The sequence below is a fragment of the Mycobacterium sp. C31M genome, from assembly GCF_053345865.1.
Genome location: NZ_JBKFAX010000011.1, coordinates 172,174 through 193,150 on the forward strand (window position 1 = coordinate 172,174; position 20,977 = coordinate 193,150).

The 20,977-nt window shown below is 69.0% G+C and carries 24 protein-coding genes and 1 riboswitch; of the genes, 13 read left to right on the plus strand and 11 right to left on the minus strand.

Annotated elements, in window-relative coordinates:
• Positions 1-67: 67 nt before the first annotated feature.
• Genes ACLBYA_RS18245 through ACLBYA_RS18255 form a run of 3 tightly spaced genes read left to right on the plus strand, consistent with a single transcriptional unit; the run spans position 68 to position 4,287 of the window.
• Positions 68-1,249: a glycosyltransferase gene (locus tag ACLBYA_RS18245; RefSeq protein WP_447710834.1), complete on the plus strand. Its 1,182-nt coding sequence runs from the start codon at positions 68-70 to the stop codon at positions 1,247-1,249.
• 29 nt (positions 1,250-1,278) lie between these two features.
• The gene (helR, locus tag ACLBYA_RS18250; RefSeq protein WP_447710835.1) at positions 1,279-3,471 is read left to right on the plus strand and encodes an RNA polymerase recycling motor ATPase HelR; all 2,193 of its coding nucleotides are present in this window, start codon (positions 1,279-1,281) and stop codon (positions 3,469-3,471) included.
• Positions 3,472-3,489: 18 nt separating this feature from the next.
• The gene (locus ACLBYA_RS18255) at positions 3,490-4,287 is read left to right on the plus strand and encodes a TIGR03620 family F420-dependent LLM class oxidoreductase (RefSeq protein ID WP_447710836.1); all 798 of its coding nucleotides are present in this window, start codon (positions 3,490-3,492) and stop codon (positions 4,285-4,287) included.
• Here the strand turns inward: ACLBYA_RS18255 and ACLBYA_RS18260 are convergent.
• The 3 genes from ACLBYA_RS18260 to ACLBYA_RS18270 are packed head-to-tail and all read right to left on the minus strand — an operon-like array spanning position 4,284 to position 5,798.
• Positions 4,284-4,550: a DUF2537 domain-containing protein gene (locus tag ACLBYA_RS18260; RefSeq protein WP_447710837.1), complete on the minus strand. Its 267-nt coding sequence runs from the start codon at positions 4,548-4,550 to the stop codon at positions 4,284-4,286. The two genes, ACLBYA_RS18255 and ACLBYA_RS18260, sit on opposite strands and share 4 nt — an antisense overlap.
• Complete coding sequence (locus tag ACLBYA_RS18265; protein ID WP_447710838.1) at positions 4,547-5,371, minus strand: TrmH family RNA methyltransferase; 825 nt, start codon at positions 5,369-5,371, stop codon at positions 4,547-4,549. Before ACLBYA_RS18265 ends, ACLBYA_RS18260 begins: the two co-directional genes overlap by 4 nt.
• Positions 5,364-5,798 carry an Rv0880 family HTH-type transcriptional regulator gene (locus ACLBYA_RS18270; RefSeq protein WP_447710839.1) on the minus strand — a complete coding sequence of 145 codons (435 nt, stop codon included), beginning with the start codon at positions 5,796-5,798 and terminating at the stop codon, positions 5,364-5,366. The genes ACLBYA_RS18265 and ACLBYA_RS18270 overlap by 8 nt, the downstream gene beginning before the upstream one ends.
• A gap of 44 nt (positions 5,799-5,842) precedes the next feature.
• On the opposite strand from ACLBYA_RS18270, the gene ACLBYA_RS18275 reads away from it, so the two are divergent.
• A complete protein-coding gene (locus ACLBYA_RS18275; RefSeq protein WP_447710840.1) occupies positions 5,843-6,094 on the plus strand; it encodes a DUF2530 domain-containing protein in 252 nt (83 codons plus the stop codon).
• A 16-nt stretch (positions 6,095-6,110) separates the two neighbouring features.
• Entirely contained in the window at positions 6,111-6,572 is a 462-nt protein-coding gene (locus ACLBYA_RS18280) for an SRPBCC family protein (protein WP_447710841.1), read from the plus strand.
• Here ACLBYA_RS18280 and ACLBYA_RS18285 read toward each other — a convergent pair.
• Entirely contained in the window at positions 6,565-7,347 is a 783-nt protein-coding gene (locus ACLBYA_RS18285) for a DUF3027 domain-containing protein (RefSeq protein WP_447710842.1), read from the minus strand. The genes ACLBYA_RS18280 and ACLBYA_RS18285 overlap by 8 nt on opposite strands.
• Positions 7,348-7,497: 150 nt before the next feature.
• On the opposite strand from ACLBYA_RS18285, the gene ACLBYA_RS18290 reads away from it, so the two are divergent.
• Together ACLBYA_RS18290 and ACLBYA_RS18295 are read left to right on the plus strand one after the other, a co-directional pair.
• Positions 7,498-9,078 carry an MFS transporter gene (locus tag ACLBYA_RS18290; RefSeq protein WP_447710898.1) on the plus strand — a complete coding sequence of 527 codons (1,581 nt, stop codon included), beginning with the start codon at positions 7,498-7,500 and terminating at the stop codon, positions 9,076-9,078.
• Entirely contained in the window at positions 9,075-9,608 is a 534-nt protein-coding gene (locus tag ACLBYA_RS18295) for a DUF2771 domain-containing protein (RefSeq protein WP_447710843.1), read from the plus strand. The genes ACLBYA_RS18290 and ACLBYA_RS18295 overlap by 4 nt, the downstream gene beginning before the upstream one ends.
• Here ACLBYA_RS18295 and ACLBYA_RS18300 read toward each other — a convergent pair.
• Complete coding sequence (locus ACLBYA_RS18300) at positions 9,602-10,609, minus strand: glutathione S-transferase family protein (protein ID WP_447710844.1); 1,008 nt, start codon at positions 10,607-10,609, stop codon at positions 9,602-9,604. The genes ACLBYA_RS18295 and ACLBYA_RS18300 overlap by 7 nt on opposite strands.
• Positions 10,610-10,649: 40 nt before the next feature.
• Positions 10,650-11,060 (minus strand): cold-shock protein, encoded by a 411-nt coding sequence (locus ACLBYA_RS18305; protein ID WP_447710899.1) that lies wholly within the window; start codon positions 11,058-11,060, stop codon positions 10,650-10,652.
• Between the two features lie 111 nt (positions 11,061-11,171).
• Between ACLBYA_RS18305 and ACLBYA_RS18310 the strand changes: the two genes are divergently transcribed.
• The 4 genes from ACLBYA_RS18310 to ACLBYA_RS18325 all read left to right on the plus strand — a co-directional run bounded on the left by ACLBYA_RS18310 (position 11,172) and on the right by ACLBYA_RS18325 (position 14,828).
• Positions 11,172-11,570: a YccF domain-containing protein gene (locus tag ACLBYA_RS18310; protein ID WP_083058255.1), complete on the plus strand. Its 399-nt coding sequence runs from the start codon at positions 11,172-11,174 to the stop codon at positions 11,568-11,570.
• A complete protein-coding gene (moaA, locus tag ACLBYA_RS18315) occupies positions 11,567-12,619 on the plus strand; it encodes a GTP 3',8-cyclase MoaA (RefSeq protein ID WP_447710845.1) in 1,053 nt (350 codons plus the stop codon). Before ACLBYA_RS18310 ends, moaA begins: the two co-directional genes overlap by 4 nt.
• A 2-nt stretch (positions 12,620-12,621) precedes the next feature.
• Positions 12,622-12,879 carry a MoaD/ThiS family protein gene (locus ACLBYA_RS18320; protein ID WP_447710846.1) on the plus strand — a complete coding sequence of 86 codons (258 nt, stop codon included), beginning with the start codon at positions 12,622-12,624 and terminating at the stop codon, positions 12,877-12,879.
• Between the two features lie 248 nt (positions 12,880-13,127).
• A riboswitch (cyclic di-AMP (ydaO/yuaA leader) is annotated at positions 13,128-13,295 on the plus strand.
• Positions 13,296-13,304: 9 nt separating this feature from the next.
• Positions 13,305-14,828 (plus strand): transglycosylase family protein, encoded by a 1,524-nt coding sequence (locus ACLBYA_RS18325; protein WP_447710847.1) that lies wholly within the window; start codon positions 13,305-13,307, stop codon positions 14,826-14,828.
• A gap of 70 nt (positions 14,829-14,898) precedes the next feature.
• Here the strand turns inward: ACLBYA_RS18325 and ACLBYA_RS18330 are convergent, their stop codons facing one another.
• The 4 genes from ACLBYA_RS18330 to ACLBYA_RS18345 are packed head-to-tail and all read right to left on the minus strand — an operon-like array spanning position 14,899 to position 16,454.
• Positions 14,899-15,357, minus strand: coding sequence for a molybdenum cofactor biosynthesis protein MoaE (locus ACLBYA_RS18330; protein WP_447710848.1), 459 nt, complete (start codon positions 15,355-15,357; stop codon positions 14,899-14,901).
• Complete coding sequence (locus ACLBYA_RS18335) at positions 15,317-15,793, minus strand: MogA/MoaB family molybdenum cofactor biosynthesis protein (RefSeq protein WP_447710849.1); 477 nt, start codon at positions 15,791-15,793, stop codon at positions 15,317-15,319. Before ACLBYA_RS18335 ends, ACLBYA_RS18330 begins: the two co-directional genes overlap by 41 nt.
• Positions 15,790-16,260 (minus strand): cyclic pyranopterin monophosphate synthase MoaC, encoded by a 471-nt coding sequence (gene moaC, locus ACLBYA_RS18340; RefSeq protein ID WP_447710850.1) that lies wholly within the window; start codon positions 16,258-16,260, stop codon positions 15,790-15,792. Before moaC ends, ACLBYA_RS18335 begins: the two co-directional genes overlap by 4 nt.
• Before the next feature lie 2 nt (positions 16,261-16,262).
• Positions 16,263-16,454, minus strand: coding sequence for a hypothetical protein (locus ACLBYA_RS18345; RefSeq protein WP_447710851.1), 192 nt, complete (start codon positions 16,452-16,454; stop codon positions 16,263-16,265).
• Positions 16,455-16,511: 57 nt separating this feature from the next.
• Between ACLBYA_RS18345 and ACLBYA_RS18350 the strand changes: the two genes are divergently transcribed.
• On the plus strand, positions 16,512-18,785 hold the full coding sequence (locus ACLBYA_RS18350) for a helicase-associated domain-containing protein (protein ID WP_447710852.1): 2,274 nt from the start codon (positions 16,512-16,514) through the stop codon (positions 18,783-18,785).
• Positions 18,786-18,793: 8 nt separating this feature from the next.
• Entirely contained in the window at positions 18,794-20,446 is a 1,653-nt protein-coding gene (locus ACLBYA_RS18355; protein WP_447710853.1) for a DNA repair helicase XPB, read from the plus strand.
• Here the strand turns inward: ACLBYA_RS18355 and ACLBYA_RS18360 are convergent.
• On the minus strand, positions 20,443-20,931 hold the full coding sequence (locus ACLBYA_RS18360; RefSeq protein WP_447710854.1) for a MarR family winged helix-turn-helix transcriptional regulator: 489 nt from the start codon (positions 20,929-20,931) through the stop codon (positions 20,443-20,445). The genes ACLBYA_RS18355 and ACLBYA_RS18360 overlap by 4 nt on opposite strands.
• Between the last annotated feature and the right edge of the window lie 46 nt (positions 20,932-20,977).

Below are 20,977 nucleotides of genomic sequence, written 5' to 3' on the forward strand. Positions count from 1 at the left end.
CGGGGCTTGCGGCAAGACCCGGGTGATGCTGCAGAATCGCTCGCCTGACACATCTCAGGGGGAACGAATGCGCTTTCTGCTCTACACATTTGGCTCGCGCGGCGACATCGAGCCGCTGCTGGCGCTGGCCATCGGACTACGCAAACAGGGCGCAGATGCTGTCTTCTGCGCACCACCGGACTTTGCGGATCTGCTGGCACAGCACGACCTGCCACTGATCCCTACCGGGCCTTCGGTGCACGACCTGGTCCACGTCCGGAAGGCCACACCGAAGGACGCACCCGCGCTGGCCGCGCACTTGGTGGAAACCCAGTTCGGCACCCTGGACACCGCGCGGAACTGCGATGCCATCGTGGCCACCGGTCTGATGCCGGCCGGGATGCGATCGGTCGCCGAACTCGCCGGAATTCCGTACCGGTGCGTGATGTTCACACCACACGTGCTGCCCTCACCACACCACCACCCGCTGCCGAGGCCGGGCAAACCGTTCCCCGAGGGCCTGACCGACAACACGAAACTGTGGGAACTCGACGCCGAAAAGGTGCAGGTCCTCTACGGCCCCGCCCTCAATCAGCACCGACACGACAAAGGCCTCGACCCCGTCGACAACGTCCGCGACCACACCTTCACCACCACCCCGTGGCTGGCCGTCGACCCGGTCATCAGCCCCTGGCCACCCGCGCCCGACATCCACCCCGTCCAGACCGGCGCCTGGATCGTGCCCGACGACCGACCGCTGCCCGACGACCTGGAAGCCTTCCTGCAGGACGGCCCGGAACCGGTATACGCCGGCTTCGGCAGTGTCACCGCACCCGAGGACGCCGCCCGCACAGTCGTCGACGCCATCCGGCAGCACGGCCGACGCATCGTGCTCGGCAGCGGCTGGGCGGGTCTGACCACCGATGCCGACGACTGCTTCGTCGTCGGCGAGGTCAACCAACAGGCGCTGTTTCCGCGGACCGCTGCCGTCATCCACCACGGCGGCGCCGGCACCACGACCACCGCCGCGGCGGCCGGAGTCCCGCAGGTGGTCGTCCCGCAGATCGTCGACCAACCGCATTTCGCGCGCCGCGTCGCCGAGCTCGGGATCGGCGCCGGCCATGACGGCCCCACGCCGACAGCGAAAACACTCTCGGAAGCGCTTAGGCTGGTACTACTCCCGCAGACGCAAGACCGTGCGAGCGAAGTGGCCACCACCATCCGCACCGATGGGGCGCACACCGCCGCAAGAATGCTGCTTAACGCGTGACAGATCAAGATCGAATCAACAAGGGGCACATGACAACCCAGGAGCACCACGCGGAACTGCTCGCCGAACGCGAGTACGTCGCCGCGCTGTATGACCGGCTGGACACCGAGCGCAACCGTGCCGACGAACGCTACCGGGCCGCGTTGCGCGGGGATATCGACAAGCAGGACGGTGCGACGCTGGTGCAACGCGACGCCGACGTGCGCGCGCTCGCCGGCGAGGTCAGCCGACTCGATATCGCCGACAGTGGACTGTGCTTCGGACAACTCGAGAGCACCGAGGGTGAACGGTCCTACATCGGCCGGATCGGCCTGTTCGACAACGAGAACGACTACGAACCGCTGCTGCTGGACTGGCGGGCCCCGGCGGCACGCGCGTTCTACGTCGCCACCGGTGCCAGCCCGGAGGGCATGCGTCGGCGACGTCAGTTCCACACCCGCGGACGCGATGTACTGGATTTCACCGACGAGGTTCTCGGCCGCCCGGGCTCCGATGACGTCCGAGGATCGAGTGACGCCGCCCTGCTGGCGGCGGTGAACGCACCCCGCACCGAGGGCATGAATGACATCGTCGCCACCATCCAGGCCGGTCAGGACGAGATCATCCGACTCGACCACCCCGGCGTGCTGGTGATCGAGGGCGGTCCGGGCACCGGCAAGACGGTCGTCGCACTGCACCGTGTCGCCTACCTGCTCTACACACAGCGCGAACGGATGGAACGGCACGGCGTCCTGGTGATCGGGCCCAGCCCCGCGTTCCTGAATCACGTGGGCCGGGTGCTGCCGTCGCTCGGCGAGACCAACGTGGTGTTCATGACCACCGGCGAACTGTTCCCCGGTGTGCGCACCACGGCCGAGGACACCCCCGAGGCCGCCCGGATCAAGGGATCCCTGGACATCCTCGACACGCTCGAGGCCGCGATCGCGGACCGGCAGCGCACACCCGAGGAACCACTGGAGATCCGGCTCGCCGACGTCACCGTGGCGATCAACGCCGAGACCGCCGAATGGGCCATCCAGGAGGCCCGCGATACCGGTCTGCCGCACAACGACGCGCGCACGACGTTCACCGATGTCATCACCTGGGTGCTCACCGAACGGGCGATCGCCCGGATCGGCAAGGGCTGGTTGACCCGTGACGACAAGCAGGCCTGGGAGCATCTGCGCTCGGAACTGCTCGACGAACTCGACGATCACGAGGGGCTGGCCAAGGCCCTGGACCAGCTGTGGCCGGAGTTGACTCCGCAATCGCTGCTGTCGGGGCTGTACGAGTCGCCTGAGCGGCTGACGGCTGCGGGCGCCGATCAGGCGCTGTACCGGGCCGACGGGGACGCCTGGACCGTCGCCGATGTGCCGCTGCTCGATGAGCTGGTGGATCTGCTGGGCGGGGTGAAGGTCGACCCGAAGGCCGAACGGGAGCGCCAGGAGGAGCAGGCGTACGCGGCCGGTGTGCTGGACCTGATGGTGGCGCGTGAGGACCTGATGGACGACGAGGACCATCTGATCGCCAGTGACCTGATCGACGCGCAGGAACTCGCCGACCGCTTCATCGAACGGGACACCCGCGATCTGGCCGAACGTGCTGCGGCGGACCGGGAGTGGACGTACCGGCATGTGGTGGTCGACGAGGCGCAGGAGCTCTCGGAGATGGACTGGCGGGTGCTGATGCGGCGTTGTCCGGGCCGGTCGTTCACGATCGTCGGCGATCTGGCGCAGCGGCGCAGCGAGGCCGGCGCACAATCCTGGGCGCGGATGCTCAAGCCCTATGCCGCCGACCGCTGGGTCTACCGGCCGTTGACGGTCAACTACCGCACACCCGCCGAGATCATGGCGGTGGCCGCAGCCGTGCTCGCCGAGTTCGATCCCGCTGTGCGGCCGCCGGACTCGGTGCGTTCGTGCGGTGTGCGACCGTGGTCGACAAAGGTAGCCGAGGACCAGATATCCACCGCTATTGCGCAATTCGTCAAAGACGAAGCCGCGCACGAGGGCACCAGCGTGGTGATCGGCCCGCCCGGGATGCCGGGTACGGTGACGGCCGCGCACACCAAGGGTCTGGAATTCGACGCGGTGTTGGTGGTCGAGCCGGAGCGGATCATCGCCGACGGTCCACGCGGGGCGGCCGAACTCTATGTCGCGCTGACCCGCGCCACCCAGCGCCTGGGTATCGTGCACACCGGCGATCTGCCGGCGGCACTGGAAGGACTTGACCTCAAGAACCATTGAGGTTTTACGGTCGGATTCATGACGAAGACGATCGGTTTGGCCAGCAGTCTGCCGTACACCGACGACGCCGACGCGGTGGCCGGCGAGGCCCGCCAGGTCGAACAACTGGGCTACGCGACACTGTGGCGGTCCGGGGTGCTGCCAATGGTGGCGGCAGCGGTCCGGGCCACGACGTCGATTCCCGTCGCCACCGGGATCATCCCGATCGCGCGGGTGCCGGCCGCCGAGGTGATCGCGCTGCACACCGATCTGCAGCGCGACCATCCCGGCCGGTTCCGGGTCGGACTGGGTGGCGCGCCGGGGCCGTCACCGCTGACCGCGATGACCCGCTACCTCGACGAGATCGGCTTCGCGGGGATCGGTGCCGAGACGCTGGCCGCGTTGGGGCCGAACATGTTGGCGCTGGCGCGTGATCGCACCGGCGGCGCGTACGCGTACCTGGTCACCCCGCAACATGTCGCACACGCCCGCAGCATCCTCGGCCACGGAAAACAACTCGCGGTGCTGGTCATGGTCATCCCGTCCACCGACCGCGACACCGTGCGCCGCGCGGCGGCCGGACCGCTGGAATTCCTGGCCGGCGCGCCGGGCGGATACCGGCGAAACCTGTTGCGGCAGGGCTTCTCCGAAGCCGATATCGATTCCGTCAGCGAACGCCTGCTCGACGGCATCACCGTGTGGGGCGACCCGCATCGCATCGCCGACCGGATCGCGCGGTACCACGCTGCCGGCGCCGATCAGGTGGTGTTACGCATCGCCGGCGTCGACGATATCGCCGCCTGGCGCACCGAACTCGCCGAGCTACTGTTGAGCTAGGACAATCCGATCGACAGCAGGGCGATCCAGCCGACCGCGACCCCGACACCGGATCCCAGCACGAACCAGCGTCGCACCGGCACCCGCCGCCAACCCCACACCGTCGGCGCGAGACCGCCGACGGCCACCAGGTTCAGCCCGACCGCCAACAACGGGTGGATGCGGATCAGACCCAGACCGAGTACCACGATGAGCGCACCGACGACGGCCGCGACGAAGGCGGCCACCGTCAGCCCCGTCCCCCACGGAGTGGCGTCGCTCATGGCGCCAATCTAGCGCGCTCGTAGAAGGCGAGCGCGGCGGCGGTCGCGACGTTCAGCGAGTCGGTGCCGCGCGACATCGGGATGCGCACGCGCACATCGGCGGCCCGCATGGTGTGCTCCTTGAGGCCGGGCCCTTCGGCGCCGACCATGATTGCCACCTTCTCCTCGGCCAGATCCGCCATCGCCGACGCCAGCGTCGGAGCCGCCGGGTCCGGCGTCATCGCCAAGATGCGGAACCCGTTGTCGCGCAGTTCTTGTAGATCCTCCGGCCAGAACGGCGCCCACGCGTAGGGCACCAGCAGCGCGTGGCCCATCGACACCCGTACCGCGCGCCGGTACAGCGGGTCGGCGCAGCCGGTACCGAACAGCACACCGTCGACCGCCAGACCCGCGGCATTACGGAAGATCGACCCCAGGTTCTCGTGATCGTTGACGCCCTCCAACACCGCGATGGTGCGGGCACCGGTGATCACGTCATCGGTCCACAGTTCGGTCGGGCGAGGCGCCGCGGCCAGCACGCCGCGGTTGAGGTGAAATCCGATGGCCTCGGCCATCACCTCGGCACTGACCCGGTAGTACGGCGCATCCACCCTGTCCAGATCCGCACCGAGTTCGGTCAGCCGCCGCTCGGTGCCCAACATGGACCGCGGCCGGAAGCGGGAGGCGATCATCCGCCTCACCACCAGCACACCCTCGGCGATCACCAGCCCCTTGCCGGTGGGCAGGTCGGGCCGGCGGTCCACACTGTTCAGATCGCGGAAGTCGTCCAGACGTGGGTCGGCCGGATCTGCGATATCGATGATCTCGGCCAGTTCAGGCACCCTCGTCCACGATTGCGAGCATCAGGTCCGCGGCGGCCAGCAGGATGGCCCGCTCGTCGGCCGTCAGCTCGGCGAGCCGCTGCTGCAACCATTCCCGGCTCGCGCGACGCTCGGCCTCGATCAGATCGGCACCGGACCGTGACACCGAGACCAGCACCTGGCGGCCGTCGTCGGGGTGGGCGGTGCGGTCGACGAAGCCGAGATCGACCAGCGAGGCGATCACCCGCGTCATCGACGGCGGACGGACACGTTCCCGGGCGGCCAGTGCCCCGGGCGTCATCGGGCCCTCCTTGGCGACCGTCGCCAGCGCAGACAGCTGCGACAGCGACACCGGCGAATCGGGGCGACGGAACCGCAACTGGCGGGCCAACCGGATCACGGCCAGCGACAGATCGCTCGGCAGCCGGGCATCGACGTCGTCTGTCACAGGCTTGAACAATACCCAGCGACGATCGGCTAGGTTGTGAACCGATGACCGAGGACAGTGCTCCCGAGCCGCCCGCGCTACCGGCGCGGTTGCTGGACCCGGTGCCGGTGATCGTCGTGATCGCGGTCGGCTGGCTGGTGGCGGTGCTGCTCGCGTTCCTCGTTCCCGGCCTGCACGATTGGCGGCCCATCACGGTTGCCGGGCTGGCCGTCGGCCTGCTCGGCACGTCGATCTTCCTGTTGCAACGCCGCTCAGCCCGGCGCGGTGACCGTGGCGCCCAACAGGGTCTCACCTAGGAAACCAAGGAGATTCATGGGATCCGCGCTGCTGCAAGCCCAGATCGACATCGCCGCACCGCCTTCCACCGTGTGGGCGCTGATCTCCGATCTGGACCGGATGCCGGAATGGAGCCCGCAGACCCGAAAGATGAAGCTGCTGGGCCCGATGCGGGTGGGCACCAAGACGGTGAACTTCAATCGGCGACGGTTGCTCGTCTGGCCGACCACCAGCACCATCACCGCGATCGAGCCAGAACGCAAGCTGGCGTTCCGGGTTGACCTCAACGGCACCGAATGGACCTACGAACTGGAACCGACCGACGGCGGTACCCGGGTTGTCGAGAGCCGCCGGGCGCCCAACGGGGTGAAGAAGATCTCCGAGGTCGCTGTCAACGCGGCGATGGGCGGAGTGCCCAGCTTCGAAAAGGAACTCGTCGACGGCATGAACCAGACGCTGTCGCGTATCAAGGCCGCCGCTGAGAACGGTCTCAGGTGAGGTCGAGCACGCCGTCGTCGTAAGGCACATAGAGCGGCGAACCCGTCCCGGCGGGCACCGGGGTATCGGAATGCGCACCGCAGCCGTAACCGCCCTCGACCACCCGGCCGTCGGCGGACATCTCGTTGCAGCAGACCCCGAACAGGGTGCCCAGCGAACCCGCGAGCTGCACGAAGAAACCGCATTCGCGGCACACCCGACGGGTGGCGCGCGCCATCGCGGACCCGGGGCCGAATTCACCCTCATGCCAGCGTTCGGCCGCGTCGAGCCGGCCTTCCAGGCTCAGGACACGCTTGCGGCCCAGGCCGATCTCACCGGCCAGTTCGTCGAGTTCGGGATCACCACTGGACATGTGGCCGGGGACCAGCCGCGGATCATCGGGCGGCGTGGCCAGCAGATCACCGGGGCTCAGGTCACCGGGCTGGACCCGCTGATCCCAGGGCACCCACTGCGGGGCCAGCAGCGCCGTCGGTCCGGGAACCAGCACGACCTCGCTGATGGTGACGTGGTCGGCGCCCGGGTAGGCGGCCACCACGACCGCCCACTGCCACCCCTGGTAGCCGGGCTGCACGGCCAGGAAGCGATGTGTCGCCGCGGTCTGATCGTCGAAGACCGCGCCGAGGTACTCGCCGACGGCATCGGGGCCGCTGTATTCCTCGATGGCGTCCCGGGCGGCCTGGACGGCGCCGAGCAACAACGCCTCCAGGGCGGGCGGACGCTCGGACGCCACCTCGGTATCTCCGGTGGTGGTCTGCGCTTCGGTCATGCTGTCCATCGGCGTCCATATTGCCTGACCCGGCCCGCCAGAGCCACACCGGTGGCCTGCGCACGGGGTCACGCCGTTTAAGGGACAATCGAGGACGTGTCTTCCCGGGATCCCCGCTACTACCCGCCGCGGCCACCGTCGGGCGATGAGCATCCGGGCATGGCCAACTATCCCAGCGACGGCGAGATGCCCCGGCAACGCCGACAGCAGACCCCCAGCGCCAATCGATGGCTGCCACCTCTCGACGACGAGACACACACCCACCAGCGCCGCACCGATCCGCCGCCGCGCGTGGGGTCGGCCGCCGGCGAACGCATCACCGTCACCCGGGCGGCGGCGCAGCGCAGCCGCGAGATGGGTTCCAAGATGTACGGCCTGGTGCACCGGGCCGCCACCGCCGACGGCGCCGACAAATCCGGCCTGACGGCGCTGACCTGGCCGGTGGTCGCCAACTTCGCGGTCGATGCCGCGATGGCCGTGGCACTGGCGAACACGCTCTTCTTCGCGGCGGCCTCCGGTGAGAGCAAGGGCAAGGTCGCGCTGTACCTGCTCATCACCATCGCCCCGTTCGCGGTGATCGCACCGCTGATCGGGCCGGCGCTGGACCGGCTGCAGCACGGCCGCCGGGTGGCGCTGGCCTGCTCGTTCGTATTGCGCACCGTGCTGGCGGTGGTGCTGATCGCCAATTACGACGGCGGAGGAGGCAGCTTCCCGTCCTGGGTGCTCTACCCGTGTGCGCTGGGAATGATGGTGCTGTCCAAGTCTTTCAGTGTGCTGCGCAGCGCGGTGACACCGCGCGTGCTGCCGCCGACCATCGACCTGGTGCGGGTGAATTCGCGTCTGACGACGTTCGGCCTGATCTTCGGGACCATGGTCGGCGGCGGGATCGCGGCGGGTTCGGAGTACCTGTTCAACATGCTCGAGCTGCCCGGCGCGCTGTATGTGCTGGTGGCGGTGACGATCGGCGGTGCGGCGCTGGCGATGCGCATCCCGAAGTGGGTGGAGGTCACCGAGGGTGAGGTGCCCACCACGCTGAGCTATCACGGCGGCACCGACGCCTTGCGCCGCAAGCCCGAGCGCGGGACGCAACGCCAGCCGTTGGGCCGCAACATCATCACCAATCTGTGGGGCAACTGCACCATCAAGGTGATGGTCGGTTTCCTGTTCCTGTATCCGGCATTCGTCGCGAAGGCACACGGGGCCGGCGGCTGGGAGCAGTTGCGCATTCTGGGCCTGATCGGCGCGGCGGCGGCGATCGGCAACTTCGCCGGGAACTTCACCGCGGCCCGGTTGAAGCTGGGCCGGCCGGCACTGTTGGTCGTCCGCGCGACGACCGCGGTGACACTGGCCGCGCTGGCGGCCGCGGTGACCGGGAACCTGCTGGTGGCCGCGGGCGCGACGTTGATCACCTCCGGTGCGAGCGCCATCGCGAAGGCATCGCTGGACGCGTCTCTGCAGGACGATCTGCCCGAGGAATCGCGGGCGTCCGCGTTCGGCCGGTCCGAGTCGGTGCTACAGCTGGCCTGGGTGCTCGGCGGGGCCACCGGGGTGCTCATCTACACCGAACTGTGGGCGGGGTTCACCACCATCACCGCGATCCTGATCCTCGGGCTGGCGCAAACCCTGGTCAGCTACAACGGCGCATCACTGATCCCGGGCCTGGGCGGTAACCGTCCGGTCCTGGCCGAAACCGAAGGCGGCATCCTGAACTCCCCCGATACCTCGCGGACCCACCGATGAAGCGGGCGTTGGCAATACTGGCCATCGTCGCCCTGCTGTCCACCGCGGGCACCGGCGTGCTCATCTGGCAGCTGTCCAAACAGCCGCACAGTCCGTACCCGCAGATCAGTGCCTACTCACACGGCAAGACCGTGCGGGTGGGTCCGTATTTCTACTGCAACGTGGTGAACCTCGATGATTGCGAAAACCCCGAGACCCGAGGCGAACTCACGATCAACTCGCGAAACCCCGTGCAGTTGGCCGTCGAACCGGGCATCGAGCGGGCACCGTGGTGGCTGGTGCGCACCTACGAGGGTTATGACGGCGCCGTCGCCCAGGAGTTCACCCCGGGCAGCACGTTGGCGGTGACGATCCCGACCGTCGACGCGCTGTACGGGCGACTCACCGGCATCGTCGTCCAGGTGCCGACCCTGGTGCAGGACCCCGAGGGCAACGAGTTCCTGCTACCGCACGCCGAGTGGGCGGTGAGCACCGTCTGGGAGCCGTCCCAGGAGTATCCGGAGTCGGTGTCGGACTACCCGGGTCACTGACCGGCCGAATGCCCGGCGGGCACCCGCTCGGATTCGCGTGTCGGCCCGGGCGGGGTGCCGTCACCGAACGGCCTGCCGCCCAACGCTTCCCGACCGTGCGGGGTCAGCCAGTTCGCCAGCTCGGGCCCCTTGGGGACGACGGTCGTCGGATTGATGTCGGTGTGCACGATGTAGTAGTGCTGCTTGATCTGCACAAAATCGCATGTGTCCCCGAACCCCGGGGTCTGGAACAGGTCGCGGGCGTAGGCCCACAGCACCGGCATCTCGGCGAGCTTGGACCGGTTGCACTTGAAATGCCCGTGGTAGACCGGATCGAAGCGGGCCAGCGTCGTGAACAGCCGGACGTCGGCCTCGGTGATGGTGTCACCCACGAGATACCTTTGCGCCGAGAGCCTTTCGGTCAGCCAGTCCAGCGCGGTGAACAGCCGGTCGTAGGCGGCGTCGTAGGCCTCCTGTGAGCCGGCGAACCCGCACCGGTACACGCCGTTGTTGACCTCGGTATAGATGCGCCGGGCGACCTCGTCGATCTCGGCACGCAGTGCTTCCGGGTAGAGCTGCGGGGCGCCCTCGCGGTGGTACTGGGTCCATTCTGTGGAGAAGTCCAGGGTCATCTGCGCGAAGTCGTTGGTCACCACCGCGCCGCTGGCCACCTCGACGAGTGCCGGAACAGTGACGCCTTTCGGGTAGTCCGGGATGCGCTTGTTGTACGCGTCGCGCAGATAGTGGATGCCCAGCACCGGGTCGACACCGTCGGGATCGAGGTCGAAGGTCCAGCTGCGCTCGTCGTGGGTCGGGCCGCAGAAGCCGATCGACAGCACATCCTCCAGGCCGAGCAGCCGACGCACGATGATCGTCCGATTGGCCCACGGGCAGGCCCGCGCGACCACGAGGCGGTAGCGGCCCGGTTCGACGCGGTAGCCATCGGCACCGTCTGCGGTGATGCGGGTGTCGATGTACTTGGTGTCGCGACTGAACTCGCCCTTGGGGTTCACGTATGCCATGCGGCCAGTGTTCCCAATTCAGCGACACCCCGCGCAGGAACTAGGCGTCGAGCTCCGCGGCAACCGCCTTGACGACCTCGGACACCCGCCGGGCGACCTTGCGATCCGGGTACTTGCCCTTGCGCAGCTCCGGCTGGATGGTGCTCTCCAGCAGGGTGATCAGATCGCCGACCATGCCGTGCAGCTCGTCCGGGGTGTGCTTGTGCTCGACGGTGGCCGACTCGCGGCGCGACTTCGACAGGCTCGGCGGCGGGTCGATCAGCTTGACCTGCAGGGCCTGCGGTCCACGACGCCCGGCGGCGACCCCGAACTCGACCTTCTGACCGGCCTTGAGCCCCTCGACACCCGCGGGCAGCGCCGAGGACCGGACGTAGACGTCCTCGCCATCCTCCTGAGACAGGAAGCCGAAGCCCTTCTCGGAGTCGTACCACTTCACCTTGCCGGTCGGCACCGCAGTCACCCGTTCATCTCGATAGATCACATAATTAATGCGTCCCGCCTGCGCAGGACGCAATGTAGAGAATGGTAACAAGTAGGCTGGGGCGACAGCCTGGAGGAGACCATGCGCCTGATCCTGAACGTCATCTGGTTGATCTTCGGTGGGCTCTGGCTGGCCCTCGGCTACTTCCTGGCCGGGATCATCTGCTTCATCCTGATCATCACCATCCCGTTCGGCTTCGCCGCGTTCCGCATCGGCGTGTACGCGCTGTGGCCGTTCGGCTACAAGGTCGTCGACAAGCCCGGCGTGCGACCGGGCGCGGCGGTCGGCAATGTCATCTGGCTCATCGTGGCCGGCATCTGGCTGGCCATCGGGCACGTGCTCTCGGCCATCGCGTTCGCCATCACGATCATCGGCATCCCGCTGGCCATCGCGACCATCAAGCTGATCCCGGTGTCGCTGATGCCGCTGGGCAAGGAGATCGTCCCCACCGACGAGCCGTTCGCCGGGGTGGCACGTTGACCGTCACCGCCTTGGGTGTGCCGTCGCTGCGCCGGGTGATCGGCGATCCGCCGGCCACCGGCCCGCTCGTCGACACCTACGGCCGGGTCGCCACCGATCTGCGGGTGTCGCTGACCGATCGGTGCAATCTGCGCTGCACCTACTGCATGCCCGCCGAGGGGCTGGACTGGCTGCCAGATGATCAGCTGCTGCAGCACGACGAACTCGCGCGGTTGTTGCGCATCGCGGTGACCCGACTCGGCATCACCAGCATCCGCTTCACCGGCGGCGAACCGTTGGTGGCCAAGAACCTGGAGCGGACGATCGCCGCTGCCGCGGCCCTGGAACCCCGGCCCGAGATCGCCGTGACGACCAACGGCCTCGGCCTGGCCAAGCGCGCCGCACGGCTCAAGAAAGCCGGACTGAACCGCGTCAACGTCTCGCTCGACACCGTCAATGCCGAACACTTCGCGCGCATCACCCGGCGCGACCGGCTGGCCGATGTGCTGGCGGGTCTGGCCGCCGCCCGCGACGCCGGATTGGGTCCGGTCAAGGTCAATGCGGTGCTCGACCCACGATCCGGCCTCGACGACGTCGTGCCACTGCTGCGGTTCTGCCTGGAGCACGGTTACCAGTTGCGGATCATCGAGCAGATGCCGTTGGACGCCGGGCACGAGTGGACACGGGCGAAGACGATCGACGCCGACATCGTGCTGAACACCCTGCGCCGGCATTTCGACCTGCGGCCCGACCCGGCCCCTCGCGGCTCGGCACCGGCCCAACTGTGGCGGGTGAACGGCAGTGCGGCGATCGTCGGCATCATCGCCTCGGTGTCGGAGTCGTTCTGCGGCGCGTGTGATCGCACCCGGCTGACCGCCGACGGCCAGATCCGCAGCTGCCTGTTCTCGACGACCGAGACCGACCTACGTGTCTTGCTGCGCACCGGCGCCGACGATGACGCCCTGGAGGCGGCCTGGCGCTCGGCGATGTGGGCGAAGCCGGCCGGGCACGGCATCAACGATCCGAGCTTCATCCAGCCCGCCCGGCCGATGAGCGCCATCGGCGGTTGAGCATGACCGATCTGGCGATCACCATCAGATATTTCGCCGCCGCGCGGGCCGCTGCCGGAATCGAGACCGAAACGTTGCGTTGTCCCACGGGCACCACTGTTCACACGTTGGTCGACGAATTGTCCGGGCGCGGGCCGGAATTGGCGAAGGTACTCGCACGCTGCTCGTATCTGGTCGACGGCGTCGCGGTGCGAGATAAAAACATCGTGCTTGAAACGCGCGAAACGGTCGATGTCTTACCCCCGTTCGCCGGCGGATAGCGGTGATTTGCGTCACATAACAAAACGGTCACAATGCGGCCACCTGCGGTTTGAGTTGTGAAAACACCTGCGGAAACGCCCGAATTCCCTGCGGCTTTAGAGTCCTCTCAGAGTTCTTAAGCACGGGAAACGCCGATCTGTGGCTGAGATGACGCTCGCAGGTTCACCCGATACCGTCTTGCCTCAAGCGTTCCGATCCCCCTCGGATTGCCTGCCTTGTCCGATTGCGCCGAGCTCCATCCATCGGGCAGGGATCAACACGAACCACTGGATGGAGGCGGGGGACCCAACCGGTCCGCCGAACAAGCAGACCAGGAACCTCGGTTCCTTGGGGTGAAGCCTTCTCTCGAGAAGGCCGGGCAACCTCTCCTGCCCGAACCCGACAGCTGACCTCGTGGGCGCTGACGAGAGGACCTTCTAGCTCCATGAGTGGACGGCACCGTAAGCCCACGACATCTTCCGTTAGCGTCGCCAAGATCGCCTTCACCGGTGCGGTCATCGGCGGTGGCAGCATCGCGCTGGCCGGTCAGGCCGGCGCCGCGACCGATGCCGAATGGGACACCGTCGCCAGCTGTGAATCCAGCGGCAACTGGGCCATCAACACCGGCAACGGCTACCACGGGGGCCTGCAGTTCTCCCCCAGCACCTGGTCCGGCCACGGCGGTGGCGAGTACGCCCCGACCGCCTACCTGGCCACCAAAGAGGAGCAGATCGCCGTGGCCGAGCGCGTGCTCGCCAGCCAGGGCAAGGGTGCCTGGCCCACCTGCGGCCGTGGCCTGTCCGGCCCGACCCCGCGCAATGTGGTCGCCGAACCCGCTCCGCTCGACAATCCGCTTCTGAACCCGCAGTTGCCGCCGCCGCCCGTCCCGGGCGCCCCGCTGCCCCCGCCGCCGCCGTTCGATGCGCTGGCCGCTCCCGCACCGCTGCCCCCGGCACCGCTGCCCCCGGCCCCCGAGGCCCCGCTGCCGCCGGCTCCGATCGACGCCGTGCCGATGGGTGCCCCGGCACCGCTGCCGCCCGCTCCGATCGACGCCATGCCGCTCGGCGCTCCCGCACCGCTGCCCCCGGCCCCCGAGGCCCCGCTGCCGCCGGCTCCCATCGACGCCGTCGCGCTCGCCGCCCCGGCCCCGCTGCCGCCGGCCCCGATCGACCCGGCCGCCCCGCTGCCACCCGCCCCGATCGACGCCATGCCGCTGGCCGCTCCCGCTCCGGTGCCGCCGGCACCGGAAGCTCCGCTACCACCCGCCCCGATCGACGCCGTGGCCCTGTCCGCTCCTGCCCCGGCTCCGCTGGCTCCGGTTGATCCGGCCGCGCCACTGCCGGGCGCCCCGGTGGATGCGCTTCCGCTCGACGCCCCGCTACCGCCGGCGCCGATCGTGGACGCCGCCAACTGGGACACCGTCGACGCTCCCGCCGAACAGCCACAGCTGTGGTCGCTGGAGGCACCGTTCCCGATGGAGCCCGCGCCGGTCCTACCGCCGGTTCCCGCGCCGGCCCCTGCCCCCGCACCGGTTCCCGCTCCTGCGCCCGCCGCCCTGGCGGCACCGGCCCCGGCTCCCGCCGCCGCTCCGGCGCCCGGCGTGGTCCCCGGCGAGGTCCTCGCGGCACCCGCAGCGGCCCCGGCCGATGGCATCCCGCACCTGATCAGCCCCGAGAACCTGGCTCCGGGCACCACCATGGATCCGGGTGTCATGCCTGACGAGAGCGCCAACGTCAGCTACCTGCGCCAGATCTGGCAGGCCGTGCAGTCGCAGCAGATCAGCGGCCGCGATGCACTGCTTGCCATGGCCACGCAGCGCTCGCTGACCGGTACCGCTCCGACGGCGCCCCCCGGAGCGGTCATCGCACCGCCAGGGGCACTGCCGCCCGCACCCGGCGCACCGCTGCCCCCGGCACCGCTGCCGCCGGCCCCCGGCGCCCCGCTGCCGGTCCCGCCGCCGCTGCCGTAATCACGAAACGACGAAGCCGCATTCCTCGAAAGGAATGCGGCTTTGCTCGTTCCGGGTCGTTTACGGCCGACTAGGCCGAGTTCACCCATTCGTCGGTACCGTCACCGAAGTGCTGGTGTTTCCACACCGGCAGCCGCTCCTTGACGGTGTCGACCATCAGCGCACAGGTCGCGAACGCCGCCCCGCGGTGATCGGCGGCCACCGCGACCACCAGGGCCGCGTCCCCGATCCGCAGATCGCCGATCCGGTGGCTCACCGCCACGGCGCGCACCCCCTCCGCGGCGGCCGCCACTTCGTGCACCACCTCGGTCAAAGTCTGCAGCGCCGATGGATGCGCCGAGTACTCCAGTCGGGTCACCGCGCGCCCGCCGTCGTGATCGCGCACGACGCCGGAGAACCCGACCACGGCCCCGGCTGCCTCGTGGGCGACCAGATCCTCGTGTTCGGTCAGCGAGATCGGTTCCTCGGACAGCCCGACCAGGACGACTTCAGCTCCGATGATCGCCTCCTGCAAGTTGATCCAGCGCATGTTCCAGCACATCGGCCAGCACACCCAGACCGTCGCGCACCCCGCCCGTCGAGCCGGGCAGGTTGATCACGAGTGTGCGACCGCTGACCCCGCAGACACCGCGGGAGAGCACCGAGGTCGGCACCTTGGGCAGGCCGGAGCGGCGGATGGCGTCGGCCAGGCCGGGAATTTGATAGTCCACGAGTGCCGCGGTGATATCGGCGGTGCGGTCGGTGGGTGAGATACCGGTACCGCCGGAGGTGATGATCAACCCCACCCCCTCGTCCAGGGCGGCCCGCAGCGCCTGCTCGACGTCGGAGCCGTCGGCCACCACGATCGGTGCCGGGACGTCGAAGCCGCGCTCACCGAGCCAGGAGACGATGATGGGTCCGGTGCGGTCGTCGTAGACGCCGGCAGCGGCCCGGGTGGAGGCGATGATCACCCGAGCGGAGGTCACGGCGCGGTCCAGCTACCGGTCTTGCCGCCCTCTTTGCGCACCACGTGCACACCGTCGATGCGGGCGGCCGGGTCGACGGCCTTGATCATGTCGTACACCGTCAGCGCCGCCACGCTCACCGCGGTCAACGCCTCCATCTCGACCCCGGTGCGGTCGGTGGTGCGCACGGTCGCGGTGATGGTCACTTCGGTTGTCCCGACGGCGAATTCGACGTCCACACCGGTGAGCGCCAACTGATGGCACAGCGGGATCAGGTCGCTGGTGCGTTTGGCCGCCATGATCCCGGCGACCCGGGCGGTCGGCAGCGCATCACCCTTGGGCAACCCGCCCGAGGCGATCAACTCGACGACGTCGGCGCGGGTGTGCACCACACCGACAGCGACGGCGGTGCGCTTGGTTGCGGCCTTCGCCGTGACATCGACCATGTGGGCCGCGCCCGACTCGTCCAGATGGGAGAGGCCGCTCACCGCTACTTGTTGACGACGGTGACCGGGTGGACGTACGGCAGGTCCTCGGCCGGCAGCGGGAAGGTCACGTCACCGAACGGGGACAGTGAACCGGTCCGGTCGCTGACGAGCTCGCTGACCGCGTGATCGCCATCGGCCACCTCGGGCCAGCCATTGTCGACGTACTGATTCTTCTTGTCTGCCACGCCTGACATTGTGGCAGGTACTACGAGCGGTGGCGAGAGCGGGACGCTGCTTTACGCTGGTCAGCAATGACCCAGGGATTTAAGAGCATGCCCCTCGGCGTCTGGTTGGCCGACCTGCCCGACGAACGCCTGGTGCGGCTGCTCGAACTGCGACCCGACCTGACCCAGCCGCCGCCGAGCACCATCGCCGCACTGGCCGCCCGAGCCCAGGCTCGCCAGTCGGTGAAGGCCGCCACCGACGGGCTGACCTACCTGCATCTGGCCGTGCTCGACGCGCTGCTGGTGCTCAACGCCGAGGCCGCCCCGGTGCCCCGCGACGCCGTCACCGAGTTCATCGGGACCCGCGCCGATGCCGACGCGGTCAAGGCGGCCCTGGAGGATCTGACCGACCGGGCGCTGGTCTGGGGCGATGAGACGCTGCGCGTCGTCGCCGAGGTGGCCGCCGGGCTGCCGTGGTACCCGGGGCAGGCCGTGCACGACGGGCCCACACTGACCGCCGCCCAGATCCGCGAGCTGCTCGATGCCGCCGACGAAGCCCAGACCGAGCTGCTGACCCGGCTGGTCGAGGGCTCCCCCGTCGGCCGCACCCGCGACGCCATCCCCGGCACCGATCCGCAGCGTCCCGTGCAGCGCCTGCTCACCGACGGGCTGCTGCATCGCATCCCTTCCGACAGCGGGGACACCGTGATCCTGCCGCGCGCCGTCGCCCAGGTGCTGCGCGGCGACCTGCCGGGTCCGACCGGTCTGCACCGGCCCGACCCCACCGTGGCGACCACCACCCAGGCCGATATCGACTCGGTGGCCGCCGGTGCGGCGATCGACCTGCTGCGCGAGATCGACGTGGTGATCCAGGTGTTGTCCGACGGCCCCGTCTCGGAGCTGCGTGCGGGCGGACTCGGCGTCCGAGACGTCAAGAAGCTGACCAAGCTGACCGGTATCGACGAGCAGCGGCTCGGTCTGATCCTGGAGCTGTCAGCCGCGGCCGGCCTGCTGGCCCCGGGCACCCCCGACCCGGAACCACCCGCGGGTAACTCGCCGTACTGGGCGCCCACCGTCGGCGCCGACCGATTCGTCGAGACCTCGACGGCGGCACGCTGGCACCTGATCGCTTGGACCTGGCTGCATCTGCCGGCCCGGCCCAGCCTGGTCGGGCACCGCGGGCCGGACGGCAAACCGTACGGAGTGCTCTCGGATGCGCTGTACTCCACGGCCGCCCCGCTGGATCGCCGGCTGCTGTTGACGGTGCTCGACGAGCTGCCGGCCGGGGCCGGTGTCGACGCCGAGTCGGCGGCGCTGGCGATGATGTGGCAGCGGCCGCGCTGGGCGGCGCGGCTGCAGCTGGAGCCGGTGACCGATCTGCTGCGCGAGGCGCACGCGGTCGGGCTGGTCGGCCGCGGCGCCATCGCGTCCCCGGCCCGTGCGCTGCTGGCCCAGGGTGACGAGGACGAGGCCGAGACCACCGTCGCCGCGATGGCCAAGGTGCTGCCCGCCCCGCTGGATCACTTCCTGCTGCAGGGCGACCTGACGGTGGTGGTGCCGGGCCCGCTGATCCGTGAGCTCGCCGAACAGCTGGACGCCGTGGCCACCGTCGAATCGGCGGGCGCGGCGATGGTCTACCGGATCAGCGAGCCGTCGATCCGCCGCGCGCTGGACGCCGGTCGCACGGCCGGCGGTCTGCACGCGTTCTTCGAGAAGCACTCCAAAACACCGGTGCCACAGGGGCTCACCTATCTGATCGACGACGTCGCGCGCCGGCACGGCCAGCTACGGGTCGGCATGGCGTCCTCGTTCGTGCGCTGTGAGGATCCCGCGCTGCTGGCCCAGGCGGTGGCGACCCCGGCCGCCGAGATGCTGGAGTTGCGGATCCTGGCGCCGACGGTGGCGGTGTCACAGGCCTCGATCGGTGATGTGCTGGCCGCGCTGCGTGCCGGCGGTTTTGTCCCGGCTGCCGAGGATTCGACCGGAGCGGTACTCGATATCCGCGCCCGCGGGGCGCGGGTGCCGACGCTGAGCCGACGGCGGGTGTTCCGTCCGCTGGCCGCACCCAACGCGCAGACCCTCGGCGCCATCATCGCCGTGATGCGCAGCGTCGCGGCCAGCCCCGGACCGGGTCAGCGACTGGACCCGGCGGTGCTGATCGCGTTGTTGCAGCAGGCTGCGGTGGAGCAGACCTCGGTGGTGATGGGTTATGTGGACCCGGCCGGGGTGGCCACCCAGCGCGTGGTGGCGCCGATCAACATCCGCGGCGGCCAGTTGACAGCCTTCGACCCGGCCTCCGGGCGGGTGCGCGAGTTCGCGATCCATCGCGTGACCTCCGTGGTGTCGGCCGACTCTGGATAATGGATGGGATGAGCACCGAGGGCCCTTTGATCGTGCAGTCCGACAAGACTGTGCTGCTCGAGACCGATCACGAACTCGCCGGCGCCGCGCGCGCCGCGATCGCGCCGTTCGCCGAGCTGGAACGCGCTCCCGAACACATCCACACCTACCGGATCACCCCGCTGGCGCTCTGGAACGCCCGCGCCGCCGGCCATGATGCCGAGCAGGTGGTCGACGCCCTGGTCAGCTTCTCCCGCTACGCGGTGCCGCAGCCGCTGCTGGTCGACATCGTCGACACCATGGCCCGCTACGGTCGGCTGCAGCTGATCAAGCACCCGGCCCACGGGCTGACACTGGTCAGCCTGGATCGCGCGGTGCTCGAAGAGGTGCTGCGTAACAAGAAGATCGCGCCGATGCTGGGCGCGCGCATCGACGACGACACCGTCATCGTGCACGGCAGTGAGCGCGGCCGGGTCAAGCAGATGCTGCTCAAGATCGGATGGCCGGCCGAGGACCTGGCCGGCTACGTCGACGGCGAGGCCCATCCGATCACGCTGGAACAGGACGGCTGGGAGCTGCGCGACTACCAGGAGATGGCCGCCGAGTCGTTCTGGGCCGGCGGGTCCGGGGTGGTGGTGCTGCCCTGTGGTGCGGGCAAGACGCTGGTCGGTGCGGCCGCCATGGCCAAGGCCGGGGCGACGACGTTGATCCTGGTCACCAATACCGTGGCCGGTCGGCAGTGGAAGCGTGAGCTGATCGCGCGGACCTCGCTGACCGAGGACGAGATCGGTGAGTACTCCGGGGAACGCAAGGAGATCCGGCCGGTCACCATCGCGACGTATCAGGTGATCACCCGCCGGACCAAGGGTGAGTACAAGCATCTGGAGCTGTTCGACAGCCGCGACTGGGGCCTGATCGTCTACGACGAGGTGCACCTGCTGCCGGCGCCGGTGTTCCGGATGACCGCCGATCTGCAGTCCCGCCGGCGCCTCGGGCTGACCGCGACGCTGATCCGGGAAGACGGCCGCGAGGGCGACGTGTTCAGCCTGATCGGGCCCAAGCGCTACGACGCCCCGTGGAAGGACATCGAGGCGCAGGGCTGGATCGCGCCGGCCGAGTGCATCGAGGTCCGGGTGACCATGACGGACAACGAGCGGATGACGTACGCGACCGCCGAGCCCGAGGAGCGCTACAAGCTCTGCTCGACGGCACACACCAAGATCGCGGTGGTGAAGTCGATCCTGGACAAGCACCCGAATGAGCCGACGCTGGTGATCGGCGCCTACCTGGACCAGCTCGACGAGCTCGGCCAGGAATTGAACGCACCCGTCATCCAGGGCTCGACCAAGAACGCCGAGCGCGAGGAGCTCTTCGACCAGTTCCGGCGCGGTGACATCCGCACCCTGGTGGTGTCCAAGGTCGCCAACTTCTCCATCGACCTACCGGAAGCATCTGTGGCGGTGCAGGTTTCGGGGACGTTCGGATCACGCCAGGAGGAGGCGCAGCGGCTGGGCCGGTTGCTGCGACCCAAGGCCGACGGTGGCGGCGCGGTGTTCTACTCGGTGGTCTCCCGCGACAGCCTGGATGCCGAATATGCCGCGCACCGGCAGCGGTTCCTGGCCGAACAGGGCTACGGGTACATCATCAAGGATGCCGACGACCTGCTGGGCCCGGCGATTTAATCCAGCGCGCCGGCGGCCACCGCGGCCAGGTTGATCCGGCTCAGCACGTCGTGCAGTTTCTCCAGCTCGGCCATGTCCACCCCGAGCCGGGCGACGACCGCGGGTGGGATCTCCAGGGCCTTGCGCCGCAGTGCGGCACCGCCCTTGGTCAGGTTGATCAGCGTGGTGCGCTCATCGGACACGCTGCGGGTGCGGCTGATCAGGCCGAGTGCCTCGAGGCGTTTGAGCATCGGCGAGACGGTGGCCGAGTCCATCTGCAGCAGACCGGCGATCTGCTTGACCGACAACGCATCCAGGCCGGCCTTGTCGTTGTCCCACAACGCCAGCATCACCAGATACTGCGGGTGGGTCAGCCCCAGCGGTTCGAGCAGCGGCCGGTACACCGCGAGAACGGCACGGTTGGTGACCGCCAGCGCAAAGCAGACCTGGCGTTCCAGCGCCAACGGGTCAGCCTCGGCGTCACGGTCTTCGGTCACAGCGGCCATCGTCACAGCGTACTACCCGCCTCGCCCGCTAATAGTTAGGGTACTA